This is a genomic window from Epibacterium sp. ABZ3_068 (assembly GCF_056159265.1).
Genome location: NZ_JBSWUV010000001.1, coordinates 1515185 through 1530205 on the forward strand (window position 1 = coordinate 1515185; position 15021 = coordinate 1530205).

Here is a 15021-nt window from a genome sequence, read left to right on the forward strand (position 1 = left end):
TTTGCCTTGAACATTTCAATATCTGGCAATGTCCGGAAACAGGCAGAGGCACGGCAATGGTTGCAGCGTCGGAACTGAATTATGATACCTCCGCAACTGCGGAACAACTGGCTCAGACTATCTTTGGCGACGGGGTCTCCATCGAGAGTGCAACCTATACAGGGGATCCGCTGTCTTCCGCCATTTACTCTGGTGGTGATGCTCTGGCTGATGGTGCAACGCCTTCAGACACCGGTGTTATTTTTTCAACGGGGCGTGCCGCTGATTACACGAACTCGACCGGTGATGCGAACCAGTCTAACTCTCGCTCTACAAACACGTCCGGACAGACGGATCAGGCTGATTTCAATGCCGAAGCTGGAACACGCACCTTCGATGCGTCCTATCTTGACGTAGATTTTGTTCCCACCGGGGACACGCTGACAATGCAATTTGTCTTTGCGTCAGAAGAATACCCAGAGTTTCAAAATTCGGTCTTTCAGGATTTTGTAGGTGTTTGGGTCAACGACGAGTTTATCGAGATTGGTTTCGGCTCTGGTGACACGGATCCGGGGAACATCAACGACGTTTCGAACCAGAATCTTTATCTGGATAACTCGACAAGTGATTTCAACACCGAGATGGACGGGCTGACAATCACGCTGACACTCAAGGTTGATGTCAACCCGGGCGAAGTGAACTCTATCCGGATCGGCATCGCGGATGTCTCGGATTCGGCCTACGATAGTAGCTTGTTGATCGCCGCCGATTCCGTGCAGACGTCTTTGATTGCAAATCAAGACATTGTCCACGTGCAGCCCAACGAGAGCAAAACAGTGGATGTTCTCGCCAATGATGAAAGCAGCAGCAACGGAACGCTAACGATAACCCATATCAACGGGCAAGAAGTTAGCGCTGGGCAGACGATCACGCTGGGGACAGGCCAGGACGTCATTTTGAACGATGACGGTACGTTGACCCTGGTGGGCGACGGAGATTCGGAAGACTTCAATTTCACCTACACCGTGTCGGATGGTACGAATTCCGACGTTGGAATTGTCGAGGCCAGTACAATCCCATGTTTTGTCGCTGGAACACTGATCACAACACCACAGGGTGAACAGCGGGTCGAAACCTTATCCGTTGGAGATTTGGTCACGACACGGGACTGCGGAGATCAACCGATCCGGTGGATTGGAACACGCACGGTTGCAGCTAAAGGCAAACTTGCACCCATCCGCATTGCAGAAAATGCAATTGGCAACCGCCGGGAACTTTGGCTGTCTCCGCAACACCGGATTTTGATTGCCGACAGCACTGCGGAACTGCTTTTTGCGGAAGAGGAAGTTTTGGTTGCGGCACAAAGTCTGGTGAATGACACTACGATAATGCGCCACCCCGGTGGTACCGTTACATATGTTCATATGATGTTTGACACGCACCAGATCGTATTTTCCGAAGGGGTGCCAAGCGAAAGTTATTTGCCCGGAAGCCAAACAGATTCTTTGTTTGACCCCGAGGTTTTAGATGAGATTTGCACGATTTTCCCGGAGCTGGATCCTGAAACTGGCGACGGTTACGGCAAAGCGGCACGTCCGGTTTTGCGTACCTTTGAGGGGCGCCTTTTGTCGGCGCAACTCGGTTTTGGAACGTGATATCACCTTCAGGTTGCTGTGTGGGATCCATTGAAAACCACAGGCTAAGTGAATTTCAGTGAGCCGTTTGGCTCAAAGTAGTTTTTCAGCGAAAAAGCCTCTGTAATTATTGGGCGACCACGTAAGATTTGCTGGTCCATATTGCTTTCAGAGGCGCATATACCTTGCCTGAATAGTCTCTCCGCCGTAAGCATTCGCAAATGGTGACTATTCCATGAGGGTATTCTTGACCTTATTTCGCTCGATTGTGTTCTTGCTCGTGGTCAATTTGGCGGGCACGGCATCTGGACAGACATTTGTCGTGGACACTGTAACGCGGCCGCCATTTTCGATGGTTGAAAACGGCAAGGAAACCGGTTTCACTGTGAACTTGGTCGAAGCCCTGTTCGATCGTCTTGATCAGCCGTATGAGCTGCGTCGGTTGGACAGCTTCCCGCAAATGTTGATTAACGTTGTTACTGGCGAAGCAGATATGGCGGCGGCCAATATCTCTGTCACATCAACGCGCGAAGCGGATATGGACTTCAGTCATCCGATTTTCGAAAGTGGTCTGCAGATCATGGTGACGTCCGAAGATCTGCGGGAACCATCTTTGTTAAGTGCGCTGATGTCCAAGGATCTGGCGATTGCAATCGGTGTCGCCTTTCTTTTGCTGTTTGGCGGCGGGATGCTGATGTGGACAGTCGAGCGCCGCGCGCAGCCATATTTTGACCGCCCTTTGAAAGAAGCATGGTTTCCGTCCTTTTGGTGGGCGCTGAATCTGGTCGTGAATGGTGGCTTCGAAGAACGCGTTCCGCGCACGCCTATCGGGCGTATCTTTGGCGTGCTTTTGGTGATCTCTTCTTTGTTTGTTGTTTCTGTATTTGTCGCAAAAATTACAGCTGTGATGACCATTGAAGCGATCAGCAGCAATGTGAATTCGGTCAATGACCTTTACGGAAAACAGGTTGGAACCTTGTCCGGCTCAACCGCGGCCGGGTTTCTCGACAGGCGCGAGGTAGATTTTAAGGGCTTCAGCAACTTGCAGGAAATGCTCACGGCGTTTGAAGCTGGCGACATCCGAGTTGTGGTCTTTGATGCACCTGTACTCAATTATTACACCAGTCACGAGGGGCGTGGAATCGGTCAGACCATCGGACAAGTGTTTCTTCAGGAAAGTTACGGACTGGCTCTGCCGCAAGGATCACCCTTGAAGGAAGAGATCAACCGAGCCCTTCTGGAAATGAGAGAAGACGGCACATATGATGCGATCTATGCCAAATGGTTTGGACGTCCAAAATGACCCGTTCGCCGAGCTAATGAACTTCGGGAGTGTCGTGGTCGCCAAAAAACGGTGTCATCTGTGCCACGATCACCGCGTTTTCATCCAGAGCCCGCTTCATCAGATCCCGCTCTTCGTCGCTGATCTCGTGCCCCTCGGCTTCACGTTCGGCTAATGTACCGTATCCGGTAACATCCAAAGGAGCGGTATCCGCCTGTTTCAGGATGGCAACAGTTTCGCGCACTGCTTCGGCTTCATCCACACCAGAAGCGTAGACCATCAGGGCTGCGCCTGTTGCTCTTTGTGGAAGGCCATCCCCTTCTTTGCGGCCGATTTGGACCAGCAGGGTATAGACTTGTTGGCGGGATTTCTTTTTCTCTGTCATGGGACATGCCTTTGACGGGAAATGTATGCCGGGTCAAACGGAAAACCAGACCAGCGGCCAACGGAATGGCCACTGGTCAATGCATGGCATTGGGCATCGCCCAAGCGATTACTTAGTCACGCAGCAATTCGTTGATGCCGGTCTTTGAGCGCGTTTTTTCGTCAACACGCTTTACGATAACCGCACAATAGAGGTTCACATTGTTCTTGGATGGCATGGAGCCCGCAACAACCACGGAGTAGGGCGGTACCTCACCATAGAAGATCTCACCGGTTTCGCGGTCGACGATTTTGGTCGATTGGCCAATGAACACGCCCATGCCCAGCACGGAACCTTCCCGGACAATACAACCCTCGACAACTTCTGAACGCGCTCCGATAAAGCAGTTGTCTTCGATAATGGTTGGACCGGCCTGCATCGGTTCGAGAACACCACCAATACCAACACCGCCGGACAGGTGTACGTTTTTGCCGATCTGTGCACAGGACCCAACGGTGGCCCATGTGTCTACCATTGTGCCTTCGTCAACAAATGCGCCGAGGTTCACAAAGGATGGCATCAGAACCACGCCTGGTGCGATATAGGCTGATTTGCGTACAACCGCATTGGGAACAGCGCGGAAACCTGCACCTTTCCATTCGGTTTCGCCCCAGCCTTTGAACTTGCTGTCGACCTTGTCCCACCAGCCAGAGCCTTGAGGGCCACCGGATTGCTCTTCCATATCCTTGATGCGGAACCCCAGAAGCACGGCTTTTTTGGCCCACTGGTTTACATGCCAGTCACCGTTGTCCAGCTTTTCTGCAACGCGGAGTTTGCCGCTGTCCAATGCATTCAGTGTGTCTTCAATGGCGTCACGGGTTTCGCCAGTGGTTGCGGGGGTGATTGTGTCACGGGCCTCCCAGGCGGCCTCGATTGCGGCTTCCAGCTGTGCGTTGGACATTGGTGCTCTCCACGGGGTCAAAAAATATTAGGCTTTCTTAACTGCAAAACCTGCAAAGGTCATGCCTCAATCCGCCTCATTCGGTGGTAAATTCGCGCCCAATCATCGCACACGACGCAGATGCCGACGCATGATATCGCAGGCTGCCGCTGTTTCACGCTGGGATGCCGCTTTAACCAAAGCGGCGTGATCCACATCAGGCCGAGGGCGCCACTGCCCTTGCCAATAGGCGAACATGTGCCGCGCCGCGGCCATCTGGAGATCTGCGATGGTTTCCAATAGCCGCGGCATGACGCAAGGGGCCAGCAAAGCCATATGAAACGCGCGGTTTGCACGATCCCACGCCAACATATCGGCGGCGGTTTCACAGGCTTCAAAACACCTGTGCACTGCCGTCAAATGTTCTTCGGTCATCCGCGGGACAGCATGTGACAGTGCCAATACCTCCAGTGCTACACGCATTTCCACAACTTCGCGGATTTCCTGTGGGTCCAATGCGCTGACACGCATCCCGCGCCGGGGCAGTGATGTGGTCAATCCGTGCGATTCGAGGCGCAACAGCGCTTCCCGTACAGGAACATGGCTGGCGTCATAGTCCTGCGCGATGTGATCCTGTCGCAGCTTCTCTCCTGCTGGCAGATCACCGGTTACAATACGCTCACGCAGGGCATAGTAGATCTTGTCGGCAATGGTTTCGGTCATTCTTGCACTGTTCTGAGCTGTTTTTCGAATAAGGGGCCAATCCGCGGTTCGCACACAGTAGGAAAATTAGAATCCGACCGCAATTAATGCGGATTGTAAGTTGCATTGGTGTTTGCAGGGCTGGTCTCGGATTGGTCGTGTCGATAGGGTTTAAGTCTAACTTTTTAGACGAGGTCTCCTTATTCCATGACCGAAGAACGCCATAGCCGCTTTCCAGACGCCCATTCCGACCGTGATCGTGCAGAACATGTTCCGCTGACGCCGCAAACCGCTTCACCAGCCTATGCATTGGCCTTTGCGGACGAAGAGTTCCTTTGCCGGGATGAGTTGCGCCCTGTGCGGCTGCAGCTAGAGTTGCTGAAACCTCAGTTGATGCTGGACGAGCAAGGTGTCGAAAGCACCATTGTCATGTTCGGCGGTGCCCGCATCCCAGCCCCTGCAAACAAGGATCAGGCCCGTACTCAGACTCTGGCTGAGCTTTCGCATTTCTATGACGAAGCGCAGGAGTTTGCCCGTTTGATGACGCTGAAATCCCAGGAGAGCGGCGGTCGTCAAAACGTTGTCGTGACAGGCGGTGGCCCCGGGGTCATGGAAGCCGGTAACCGTGGAGCCATTGAGGCCGGTGGCCGCTCTATCGGTCTCAGCATTGTGCTGCCCCACGAACAGGCACCAAACGAATATGTGACGCCCTCACTCAGCTTTAACTTCCACTATTTTGCGATCCGCAAGATGCACTTCCTGATGCGCGCACGGGCGATTACCGTTTTCCCCGGCGGATTTGGGACGTTGGATGAGCTGTTTGAAAGCCTCACGCTCATACAAACGGGCCGGATGGAGCGGGTGCCGTTTATCCTGTTCGGACGTGAATTCTGGGAACGGATCATCAATTGGGAAGCCTTGTCCGATGCGGGGACTATCTCGGCCGATGATTTGAACCTTTTTAAGTTTGCCGAAAGCGCGCAGGAGGCAATGGAAATTTTCGAATCTTGGGAAAGCGCGCCGCCACGGGACAGTCTACCTGGCCGCGAGCGCTGAAAAAAAAGCCCGGCCATAGGCCGGGCTTTTGCTTATCCGTTGTTCATACCGGCTTCGGCTTCGATCTGTTTGCGTGATTTACGGGCGCGTTCGGTGGCTGACTTCAGCTGGCCGCAGGCGGCCATAATATCCTCACCCCGTGTCTTGCGGATCGGTGAGGCATAGCCGGCCTGATAGATAATATTGGCAAAGGCCCGGATCCGGTTGTTCGAGGATCGTTTGTAGGGCGCACCGGGCCATTCATTGAACGGAATCAGGTTGATCTTGGCCGGGATCTTGTAGCGCTTGATGTGGTCAATCAGGCGGTGTGCGTCTTCGTCGGTATCATTGACACCATCCAGCATCACATATTCAAAGGTAATCCGTTCAGAGTTCGATACCTTCGGGTAATCGGCCAGCGCTTGCAGCAGCTGGTCAATATTCCAGCGTTTGTTGATTGGAACCAGCACATCACGGGTGTCGTTGGTCGTCGCATGGAAGGAAATCGCCAGCAAACAGCCGATTTCCTCGGCGGTGCGGGCAATTTCGGGAACAACGCCAGAGGTCGACAGGGTGATACGACGGCGCGACAGGGAGATCCCTTCGGGGTCCATCGCAATCTTCATCGCGTCGCGGACGTTCTCGAAGTTATAGAGCGGCTCCCCCATGCCCATCAGAACGATGTTGGACAGAAGGCGTGTCTCATCCTTCGGCGCGCCAGGTACAGGCCATTCCTCCAGATCGTCGCGGGCCATCATGACCTGACCGACAATCTCAGCCGGGGTCAGGTTGCGCACCAGCTTTTGGGTGCCAGTGTGGCAGAAGGAACAGGTCAAGGTACAGCCCACCTGCGAGGAGATACAGAGCGTGCCCCGATCGTCTTCGGGAATATACACGACCTCGACCTCGTGGCCGCCGTTGATACGCACCAGATATTTGCGGGTGCCATCGGTCGACACCTGTTTGCTCACGACCTCGGGGATGCGGATTTCGAATTTCTCTTCCAGATCCGTGCGATACGCCTTGGCCAGGTTGGTCATTTCGGCAAAATCGCGCTTGCCCCATTGGTATATCCACTGCCAGATCTGCCCAACTCGCATTTTTGCCTGTTTTTCAGGGGTGCCGTTTTCGATCAGAACCTCCCGCATACGGTCGCGGGTCAGACCAACCAGGTTGATCTTGTCACCTTCCGCGTCTTTGCGGGGCAGGGTCAGAACGTCTTGCGTGATCGGCGCTTTGGCTGTCATGGCTCGGGACTCGGGTGCTGCAAAGGGATTGAAGGAGGCTGTATAAAGGAGAATACCGCAAGTTCCAAATGAAAGATGCAGCCAGAGTAGGACATATCCGTCATGCGAATATGTCAAATATGAAAAGACCGCCTCAATCGGGCGGTCTTTGGAACAAAACAGCCTGGATCATGCTCAGCTGTTGCAGCGCTTATCCGCATCCTCAACTGCGGCCGTAAAGCCGAGCAGAGAGAACGTATCCTTGGTCTGGGTGCCGCGCGCAGACCGCGCTGTCAGGATCGCGCTTGATCCACGTTTCATGGCGGCAATGATCTTTGCATCATCTGCGGATGTCGTCGGCCATGCCCATTCACCTTCTGTGATCAGAGTGAACTGTTCATCGCCAATCTCCAACGACACGGTCGAGCCAGGCGCAAAGGGATATCCGCCGGTGAAAGTGACCTGACCGTTCTTGGACGTGTTCGGGCGATAAAAAACAAAAAGCTGGATATCGCTTCGGCGCACGGCCACGACGCGCCCATCGCGGGTATTTACGGTTTCCTTTGGCGCGGAAACTCCCCAGCATTCCTTGGGGTTGTCGCCTTGAAACACGCTCCAATCGACATTGGCGCCGACGCGATTATCTGTTGTTGCTTGTTGTGCCACGGCCATGCTGGCCATACAGGCCATGCTCAGTCCCGCGATCATGCGGACGAGTTTCGATGCCATTTGTCCCGACTCCAAAGACTGTCTTCTACCTCAAATACGCAGGGCCTTGCGGCGTTGATGCACCGTCTCTACCCCTGTAACGCGCTTGCGCCACACAACCACATTAACGTATCAAGTGCTATGGTTGAAAGGGAGTTTGGCGGGAATTCGCGCAGAAATGAGGCCTAAAATGACGAACCCGGTTCCTATGGTGGAGATTTGGCGCGCAGATTTATGCGAGTCCGTGCATTTTGGCCATGCCGTCGTTTGTGACGCCACTGGGCAGATCGTGCAGTCCTGGGGTGATCCGGAGGCCATCATCTATCCGCGAAGCTCAGCTAAAATGATTCAGGCACTGCCGCTTCTGACCTCTGGCGCAGCTGCAAAATATGGGCTGAGCTCGCAGCAGCTCGCCTTGGCTTGCGCATCACACAACGGAGCTAAAATCCATACGGACCCAATAGGGCGCTGGCTGGATCAGCTTGGATTGCGCGACGCAGATTTCAGGTGCGGTGCGCACATGCCCAAGGACAAAGACGCGCGACGTTTACTCGTGAATTCGGACCAGAGCCCGTGTCAAATCCACAACAATTGCTCTGGCAAACATGCAGGTTTTTTGACTCTTGCGCAGCATTTGGGGGCTGGTCCCGAATATGTTGAACCTGATCATCCTGTACAACAGGCCTGTCTGTCCGCGTTCGAAGACGTGACCGATGCGACCAGTCCTGGTTTCGGGATCGACGGATGTTCGGCGCCTAACTTTGCGACAACCCTTCACGGCCTGGCGCGGGCGATGGCGTGGTTTGCCTCGTCTCACGTACGGTCTGACCGCGCGTCAGAAGCGGGTGCAACACTGGTCAATGCAATGGTGTCCCATCCTGACCTTGTGGCCGGAGAAGGGCGCGCTTGTACCGAATTAATGCGCGCCATGGGAGGGCGCGTAGCTATCAAAACAGGTGCCGAAGCGGTGTTTGTTGCCATCCTGCCAGAGCAAAAACTGGGTGTAGCACTCAAAATTCTGGACGGATCAACGCGCGCGAGTGAATGTGCAATAGCATCGATTCTCTCCAACTTGGGTGTTTTGGATCCGGCTCACCCGGCTACGTTGAAACGTATGAACGCACCCATCATAAATTGGCGCGGTATTCACTGCGGATCCATTCGACCCGCCGCAGCGCTGAGTTTTTGAACGTCTTAGGGGGCTACATCTCGAGGATCTCGGCGATCTCTACCGAGCCTGTTCCATCTTGGACCATTGGACACTCTTGCGCCAAACGGCACGCCTCTTCGATTGTGTCTACCGTTATCACTGAATAGCCAGAAATCGGGTTTGCCCCTTCGTTTTCAGCAACCCCACTTTGGCTGACTGTTTTGGGCAACCCGACGGGTGCACCGGGACTGTCCACGACTTCGCCCATTGCTGCAAACCAATCATTCCAAGCTGCCATTGCCCGCTCACAATCTTCCTGGGTCTCAGGTTTTTTCCCATTATGATAGGCAAACAAAAACTGGGGCATTTTGTGCTTCCCTGACGAATAAACCAAACACTGCGACTTCTGGGAGACCGTCAGAGAACCAGCGTTAAAGCATCTCCCAGAGGAGTTTTGCGGCCAAAAGGCATGACGTCGCGACCAGCAATGGTTTGATGAGACGTGACCCGATCTTCTGAGCCAAAACAGCTCCGCATTGAGCGCCGACAACCTGAGCTGCCGCCATTGCAAGACCTGTCAGCCACCAAGGCGTTGCAACAACTGCAAAGACCACCAATCCACCGAGGTTGGAGGCAAAGTTCAGCAGTTTTGTATGTGCAGTTGCCCGCAGCACCCCATAACCGGCAAGTGTGACAAACCCTAGCATGTAAAAGCTGCCTGCACCGGGGCCCAATAGCCCGTCATAGGCGCCGCACAGTGGAACAATCGTCATGGCAAACAGAAACGGTGTCAGCCGTTGGTGTCGGTCGGTGTCGTCCAGTCCCTTTTTCAAGGCAAAGAACGATGCGATTGCGATCAGCACTATGGGCAAAACCATTCGGATTGCTTCGGTTGGCAGGACCGATACCAGCAAAGCGCCGCCCATTGACGCCAGAAATGCGATCAGTGCAGTGGGGGCTTGCTGTCTCAAGTCCACGTGGCCGCCGCGTGCGTAGGACAAGGCGGCGGTGCCTGCACCAAACAGGCCCTGAACTTTGTTCGTTGCCAAGGCGGTTACTGGATCAGCGCCTACCAATAACAACATCGGCACGGTGATCAGGCCGCCTCCGCCTGCTATGGCATCAATGAACCCCGCTATGAACCCTGCTGCCATTAGCAAGGCCAGAACCTCAAATGTGACTTCAAACATTAGGAGGCAAAGTCGTCTTTGCTGTAGCCTTGGATATACAGCAGGGCAGTCAGGTTTCCGTGATTTATCCGGATATCGCATTCCGCGGCGACCGAAGGTTTGGCGTGCAGTGCAACGCCTGCGCCCGCGCGTCCCAACATGCCAAGGTCGTTGGCACCATCTCCAACGGCAATTACGTCTCGTTCGGTGATGCCAAGGCGTGTGGTGATTTGCTCCAGCGCTTCAACTTTGGCTTCGCGCCCCAGAATCGGCCGTCCCACTTCGCCGGTCAGCTTGCCGTCTGCCGTCAGCAGCGTGTTGGCGCGGTTCTCGTCGAAGCCGAGCTCTGAAGCGACTTTGGCGGTAAACGCGGTAAACCCACCAGAGACCAGCGCGGCATAGGCGCCATTCGCCTTCATCGTTGCCAGCAATTCCTTGCCGCCGGGCATAAATGTAATCCGCGTTTCAAGGACCTTGCCAATAACGGTCTCCGGCAGATCTTTCAGCAGGCCAACCCGTTCCGTCAATGCGCCTTCGAAATCCAACTCGCCATTCATGGCGCGGGCGGTGATGTCTTTTACCCGCGCGCCGACACCAGCCTCATCGGCCAGCTCGTCGATGCACTCCTGTTGGATCATAGTGGAGTCCATGTCCGCCAGAAGCATTTTTTTACGCCGTCCTTCAACGGGTTGAGTGATCATGTCGACCCCCATGCCCTGAAGGTCAGACCAGACGTCCCAACGATTGTCTGGCATTTGGGCGTGGGTGAATTCTAGCGCCTCATTCTGGGCCAACCAGACCACATCACCGCCACCCCAGGCATTGCGCAGCGATTCGGCTAAAGCCGGTTCGAGGGTGGTCGAAGCAGGGTTACACAGCAGGGTTGTGACAAACATAAGAGGCGCGTCCTTTGCGGTGATTCTGCCAATCTCATAACGAGGCGGAGCGATTGGAACCACCCCTGTTGAGGTCTTTGATCCGACACTTCGGAGAGAGAATAAGTTTCCTAAAGGCGAAATTTTAGGTCGCAATTGCAAATAGAATGGCCGGATTTGGTCCATTTTCCCTGTTGCTGATTACCGCAGCTCTCTCTATTCCGGTCGGTGGGACACCTCTCCCCAACGAGAGGCATTTATCTGGAAGGGTAGCATTGATGGCTATTTCTCAACCGGCAACGCGGCCGGCGAACCCGCGTTTCTCCTCTGGCCCTTGTGCCAAACCCCCCGTTTTTGAATTGTCCAAACTTTCCGACGCGCCTCTTGGCCGTTCGCACCGCGCAGCTGTTGGCAAAGCCAAGCTGAAGGATGCCATCGAAGGCACCCGCGAAGTTCTGGGCATCCCCGCTGATTACAAAATCGGCATCGTTCCCGCATCCGACACTGGTGCGGTTGAAATGGCCCTGTGGAACCTTCTTGGTGAGCGCAAGGTTGAGATGCTGGCCTGGGAAAGCTTTGGCGCGGGCTGGGTCACGGATGTGGTGAAACAGCTGAAAATCGATGCCGAGGTCAAAACCGCCGAATATGGTGAGATCGTTGATCTCGCGACTGTCGACCCAAAGAACGATGTTGTCTTCACGTGGAACGGCACCACCTCGGGCGTCAAGGTTCCCAATGGTGACTGGATTGCGGATGACCGCGAAGGTCTGACCATCTGTGATGCGACCTCTGCCGCCTTTGCGCAGGATCTGCCCTGGGACAAGCTGGATGTGACCACCTTCTCTTGGCAGAAGGTTCTGGGCGGTGAAGCGGCCCACGGCATGTTGATCCTGTCGCCGCGTGCAGTTGAACGTCTGGAAAGCTATACGCCAGCGTGGCCGCTGCCGAAAATCTTCCGCCTGACCAAAGGTGGCAAACTGATCGACGGTATCTTTACCGGTGCCACCATCAACACGCCGTCGATGCTGGCGGTTGAGGACTATCTGGTTGCTCTGGACTGGGCGCGGTCTGTGGGTGGTTTTGAAGGGCTGAAGGCCCGCGCGGATGCAAACGCCAAGGTCGTGTTCGACTTCTGTGACGCCAATGATTGGATCGCCAACCTGGCCGTGGACGGTGCAACCCGCTCCAACACTTCGGTTTGTCTGAAATTCACCGATGACCGCATCCAAGACGGCGCAGCCTTTGCCAAGGCGGTTGCCAAACGTCTGGAAGCCGAAGATGTGGCGCTGGACGTTGGTGCCTATCGTGACGCTCCGGCCGGTCTGCGCATCTGGTGTGGCGGCACGGTTGAGACTGCCGATCTGGAAGCCATGCTGCCTTGGCTCGCCTGGGCCTTTGAGGCCGAAATCGAAGCGCAAGCTTAACTCCAATTGATCTGGGCGCGCGGATCTGCGCGCCCTTCTGCACCCTATATTTGAAGGACCCAAACCCATGGCTCCCAAAGTACTCGTATCCGACAAACTGTCTGAAACCGCCGTCCAGATCTTCCGTGATCGTGGCATCGACGTTGATTTCATGCCCGACCTTGGCAAAGACAAAGAGAAGCTGGCCGAAGTGATTGGCCAATATGATGGTCTGGCAATCCGCTCTGCGACCAAAGTGACCCCGACCATCCTGGAAGCGGCAACCAACCTGAAAGTTGTTGGTCGCGCAGGTATCGGCACCGACAACGTGGACAAAGAAGCATCGTCCAAAAAAGGCGTGATCGTGATGAACACGCCGTTCGGCAACATGATCACCACCGCCGAGCACGCGATTGCAATGATGTTTGCGGTTGCGCGTCAGATCCCGGAAGCCTCTGCCTCGACCCATGCCGGTAAGTGGGAAAAGTCAAAGTTCATGGGCGTTGAACTCACCAACAAAACCCTTGGCGTGATTGGCGCGGGTAACATCGGTGGCATCGTTTGCGACCGCGCGCGTGGTCTGAAAATGAAAGTTGTGGCTTATGACCCCTTCCTGTCGGAAGAGAAAGCCGAAAAGATGCAGGTCGAGAAAGTCGAGTTGGACGAACTGCTGACCCGCGCGGATTTCATCACCCTGCACGTGCCGCTGACCGAAGGCACCAAGAACATCCTGTCTGCGGAAAACCTCGCCAAGACGAAAAAAGGCGTGCGCATCATCAACTGTGCTCGCGGTGGTCTGGTCGATGAGGCCGCGCTGGCTGAGCTGCTCAAGTCCGGCCATGTTGCGGGCGCGGCGTTTGACGTGTTCTCGGAAGAGCCTGCCAAGGAAAACGCCCTGTTCAACTTGCCGAATGTGGTCTGCACCCCGCACCTGGGCGCTGCAACCACCGAAGCGCAGGAAAACGTGGCCTTGCAAGTGGCCGAGCAGATGTCCAATTATCTGTTGACCGGCGCCGTTGAAAACGCGCTGAACATGCCATCTGTGACGGCTGAAGAAGCCAAAATCATGGGGCCGTGGATCAAACTGGCCGACCATTTGGGTGCGTTTGCCGGTCAGATGACTGATGAGCCGATTGAAGCCATCAACATCTGCTATGATGGTATCGTAGCGGACATGAACCTCGAGGCGCTGAACTGTGCGGTTATCGCGGGTATCATGAAAAAGGCCAACCCGGATGTGAACATGGTGTCCGCTCCGGTTATCGCCAAAGAACGCGGCGTTCAGATCTCCACCACGACACAGGACAAAACCGGCTCCTTTGACGGCTATATCAAGGTTACCGTTGTAACGTCCAAACGTGAGCGTTCGGTTGCAGGTACTGTCTTCTCTGACGGCAAGCCGCGCTTCATCCAGATCAAAGGCATCAACATCGACGCGGAAGTCGGTGCGAACATGCTTTACACCACCAACAAAGACGTTCCGGGCATCATCGGCACCTTGGGTGGCACCTTGGGGGATATGGGTGTCAACATCGCGAACTTTACCTTGGGCCGTTCTGATATCGGTGGCGAAGCGATTGCGCTGCTTTATGTGGATGCTCCGGTGCCAGCCGAAGCACGAGCCAAGCTGGCTGAGACGGATCAATTTACCCAGATCAAGCCGTTGGTATTTGACGTCGCTTGATGCGATCCCGGATGCAACAGTTCCAAAAGGCCACCTGCGAAGGTGGCCTTTTTCGTTGTTGCTGGGCGGCTAGTCGGCAAAGTTACCGCTGACAGGTTTGCCATTTTGTTGTGTATACCGCTTGAGCAAAAGGAATATGTGATGTCGGATCCGATCTACGCCATTGGTGATATTCATGGGCAGCATCAGATGCTGCAAGACGCATTGGCCTGGATTGACGCGGATGGAGGCGAGACCGCGCAGGTCACTTTTCTTGGCGACTATGTGGATCGCGGGCCAAACAGTTGCGGCGTTTTGGAAATGCTGAAAAGCGGCATAGAGGCCGGGCGGAACTGGACAGCACTAAAGGGCAATCACGACCGCATGTTTGAGTGGTTTCTGGAGGATAGCCCCCGCCCTGATCCCCATCTCAAAATCACCCACAGCTGGCTGCACCCTGACTTGGGTGGCATGCAGACTTTGGCATCTTATGGGGTGCGCGTTGAAGGGAGCGAGCGTTTGGAAGATGTTCACCAGCGCGCCAAGGAGGCCGTGCCACGCGATCACATCGAATTCCTTCAATCGCTCAGGATTTTTTATCAAGCCGGACCTTACCTTTTTGTCCATGCAGGTATCCGCCCAGACGTTGCGCTCGAAGATCAGAAGGAAAATGATCTGGTCTGGATTCGAGAGCCTTTCCTGAGCTACAGCGCCCCACATCCGTGGTTGGTTGTCCACGGTCATACAGCCCTCAAAGCGCCGGAAGACTGCGGCAATCGTCTTAACTTGGACAGTGGCGCCGGATACGGTCGTCCGCTGACGGTTGCGGTGCTTGAAGGTGAGAAAGTCTGGTGGCTGACAAAAGAGGGGCGCGTTCCCGTTCGGTGAGAC

At 54.9% G+C, this 15021-nt stretch carries 15 protein-coding genes; 7 read left to right on the forward strand and 8 right to left on the reverse strand.

All coding sequences use genetic code 11. The features are described from left to right. Positions 1–56: 56 nt before the first annotated feature. Together ACXAEW_RS07175 and ACXAEW_RS07180 are read left to right on the forward strand one after the other, a co-directional pair. Positions 57–1634, forward strand: a complete 1578-nt coding sequence (locus ACXAEW_RS07175; RefSeq protein WP_474940669.1) for a Hint domain-containing protein — start codon at positions 57–59, stop codon at positions 1632–1634. A 214-nt stretch (positions 1635–1848) separates the two neighbouring features. Next, complete coding sequence (locus ACXAEW_RS07180; protein WP_474940670.1) at positions 1849–2916, forward strand: transporter substrate-binding domain-containing protein; 1068 nt, start codon at positions 1849–1851, stop codon at positions 2914–2916. A gap of 13 nt (positions 2917–2929) precedes the next feature. Here ACXAEW_RS07180 and ACXAEW_RS07185 read toward each other — a convergent pair whose 3' ends face one another. The 3 genes from ACXAEW_RS07185 to ACXAEW_RS07195 all read right to left on the reverse strand — a co-directional run bounded on the left by ACXAEW_RS07185 (position 2930) and on the right by ACXAEW_RS07195 (position 4922). Beyond that, on the reverse strand, positions 2930–3280 hold the full coding sequence (locus tag ACXAEW_RS07185) for a hypothetical protein (protein WP_474940671.1): 351 nt from the start codon (positions 3278–3280) through the stop codon (positions 2930–2932). A 112-nt stretch (positions 3281–3392) separates the two neighbouring features. Beyond that, entirely contained in the window at positions 3393–4220 is an 828-nt protein-coding gene (dapD, locus tag ACXAEW_RS07190) for a 2,3,4,5-tetrahydropyridine-2,6-dicarboxylate N-succinyltransferase (RefSeq protein ID WP_474940672.1), read from the reverse strand. A gap of 102 nt (positions 4221–4322) precedes the next feature. Next, positions 4323–4922, reverse strand: coding sequence for a GntR family transcriptional regulator (locus tag ACXAEW_RS07195; protein ID WP_474940673.1), 600 nt, complete (start codon positions 4920–4922; stop codon positions 4323–4325). Positions 4923–5108: 186 nt separating this feature from the next. Here ACXAEW_RS07195 and ACXAEW_RS07200 point away from each other — a divergent pair, with 186 nt between their 5' ends. Then, entirely contained in the window at positions 5109–5957 is an 849-nt protein-coding gene (locus ACXAEW_RS07200; RefSeq protein ID WP_474940674.1) for an LOG family protein, read from the forward strand. Positions 5958–5989: 32 nt separating this feature from the next. Here ACXAEW_RS07200 and rlmN read toward each other — a convergent pair whose 3' ends face one another. Next, entirely contained in the window at positions 5990–7183 is a 1194-nt protein-coding gene (rlmN, locus tag ACXAEW_RS07205) for a dual-specificity RNA methyltransferase RlmN (protein ID WP_474940675.1), read from the reverse strand. A 174-nt stretch (positions 7184–7357) separates the two neighbouring features. Beyond that, positions 7358–7891 carry an invasion associated locus B family protein gene (locus ACXAEW_RS07210; RefSeq protein WP_474940676.1) on the reverse strand — a complete coding sequence of 178 codons (534 nt, stop codon included), beginning with the start codon at positions 7889–7891 and terminating at the stop codon, positions 7358–7360. Between the two features lie 169 nt (positions 7892–8060). Between ACXAEW_RS07210 and ACXAEW_RS07215 the strand changes: the two genes are divergently transcribed. Further along, entirely contained in the window at positions 8061–9059 is a 999-nt protein-coding gene (locus ACXAEW_RS07215) for an asparaginase (RefSeq protein WP_474940677.1), read from the forward strand. 13 nt (positions 9060–9072) lie between these two features. Here ACXAEW_RS07215 and ACXAEW_RS07220 read toward each other — a convergent pair whose 3' ends face one another. From ACXAEW_RS07220 to serB, 3 genes are all read right to left on the reverse strand, one after another. Continuing rightward, entirely contained in the window at positions 9073–9387 is a 315-nt protein-coding gene (locus ACXAEW_RS07220) for a YciI family protein (RefSeq protein WP_474940678.1), read from the reverse strand. A gap of 64 nt (positions 9388–9451) precedes the next feature. After that, positions 9452–10210 carry a TSUP family transporter gene (locus ACXAEW_RS07225; RefSeq protein WP_474940679.1) on the reverse strand — a complete coding sequence of 253 codons (759 nt, stop codon included), beginning with the start codon at positions 10208–10210 and terminating at the stop codon, positions 9452–9454. Continuing rightward, positions 10210–11085 carry a phosphoserine phosphatase SerB gene (gene serB / locus ACXAEW_RS07230; protein ID WP_474940680.1) on the reverse strand — a complete coding sequence of 292 codons (876 nt, stop codon included), beginning with the start codon at positions 11083–11085 and terminating at the stop codon, positions 10210–10212. Before serB ends, ACXAEW_RS07225 begins: the two co-directional genes overlap by 1 nt. Positions 11086–11342: 257 nt before the next feature. Here serB and ACXAEW_RS07235 point away from each other — a divergent pair, with 257 nt between their 5' ends. From ACXAEW_RS07235 to ACXAEW_RS07245, 3 genes are all read left to right on the forward strand, one after another. Further along, positions 11343–12488, forward strand: coding sequence for a phosphoserine transaminase (locus tag ACXAEW_RS07235; RefSeq protein ID WP_474940681.1), 1146 nt, complete (start codon positions 11343–11345; stop codon positions 12486–12488). A 67-nt stretch (positions 12489–12555) separates the two neighbouring features. Next, positions 12556–14151, forward strand: a complete 1596-nt coding sequence (gene serA, locus ACXAEW_RS07240) for a phosphoglycerate dehydrogenase (RefSeq protein WP_474940682.1) — start codon at positions 12556–12558, stop codon at positions 14149–14151. 141 nt (positions 14152–14292) lie between these two features. Further along, positions 14293–15018, forward strand: coding sequence for a metallophosphoesterase family protein (locus tag ACXAEW_RS07245; RefSeq protein WP_474940683.1), 726 nt, complete (start codon positions 14293–14295; stop codon positions 15016–15018). Positions 15019–15021: the final 3 nt, after the last annotated feature.

Coding starts and splice junctions, on each gene's coding strand:
- ACXAEW_RS07175 (WP_474940669.1), top strand. CDS start 57: ATGGTTGCAGCGTCGGAACTGAATTATGATACCTCCGCAACTGCGGAA.
- ACXAEW_RS07180 (WP_474940670.1), top strand. CDS start 1,849: ATGAGGGTATTCTTGACCTTATTTCGCTCGATTGTGTTCTTGCTCGTG.
- ACXAEW_RS07185 (WP_474940671.1), bottom strand. CDS start 3,280: ATGACAGAGAAAAAGAAATCCCGCCAACAAGTCTATACCCTGCTGGTC.
- dapD (WP_474940672.1), bottom strand. CDS start 4,220: ATGTCCAACGCACAGCTGGAAGCCGCAATCGAGGCCGCCTGGGAGGCC.
- ACXAEW_RS07195 (WP_474940673.1), bottom strand. CDS start 4,922: ATGACCGAAACCATTGCCGACAAGATCTACTATGCCCTGCGTGAGCGT.
- ACXAEW_RS07200 (WP_474940674.1), top strand. CDS start 5,109: ATGACCGAAGAACGCCATAGCCGCTTTCCAGACGCCCATTCCGACCGT.
- rlmN (WP_474940675.1), bottom strand. CDS start 7,183: ATGACAGCCAAAGCGCCGATCACGCAAGACGTTCTGACCCTGCCCCGC.
- ACXAEW_RS07210 (WP_474940676.1), bottom strand. CDS start 7,891: ATGGCATCGAAACTCGTCCGCATGATCGCGGGACTGAGCATGGCCTGT.
- ACXAEW_RS07215 (WP_474940677.1), top strand. CDS start 8,061: ATGACGAACCCGGTTCCTATGGTGGAGATTTGGCGCGCAGATTTATGC.
- ACXAEW_RS07220 (WP_474940678.1), bottom strand. CDS start 9,387: ATGCCCCAGTTTTTGTTTGCCTATCATAATGGGAAAAAACCTGAGACC.
- ACXAEW_RS07225 (WP_474940679.1), bottom strand. CDS start 10,210: ATGTTTGAAGTCACATTTGAGGTTCTGGCCTTGCTAATGGCAGCAGGG.
- serB (WP_474940680.1), bottom strand. CDS start 11,085: ATGTTTGTCACAACCCTGCTGTGTAACCCTGCTTCGACCACCCTCGAA.
- ACXAEW_RS07235 (WP_474940681.1), top strand. CDS start 11,343: ATGGCTATTTCTCAACCGGCAACGCGGCCGGCGAACCCGCGTTTCTCC.
- serA (WP_474940682.1), top strand. CDS start 12,556: ATGGCTCCCAAAGTACTCGTATCCGACAAACTGTCTGAAACCGCCGTC.
- ACXAEW_RS07245 (WP_474940683.1), top strand. CDS start 14,293: ATGTCGGATCCGATCTACGCCATTGGTGATATTCATGGGCAGCATCAG.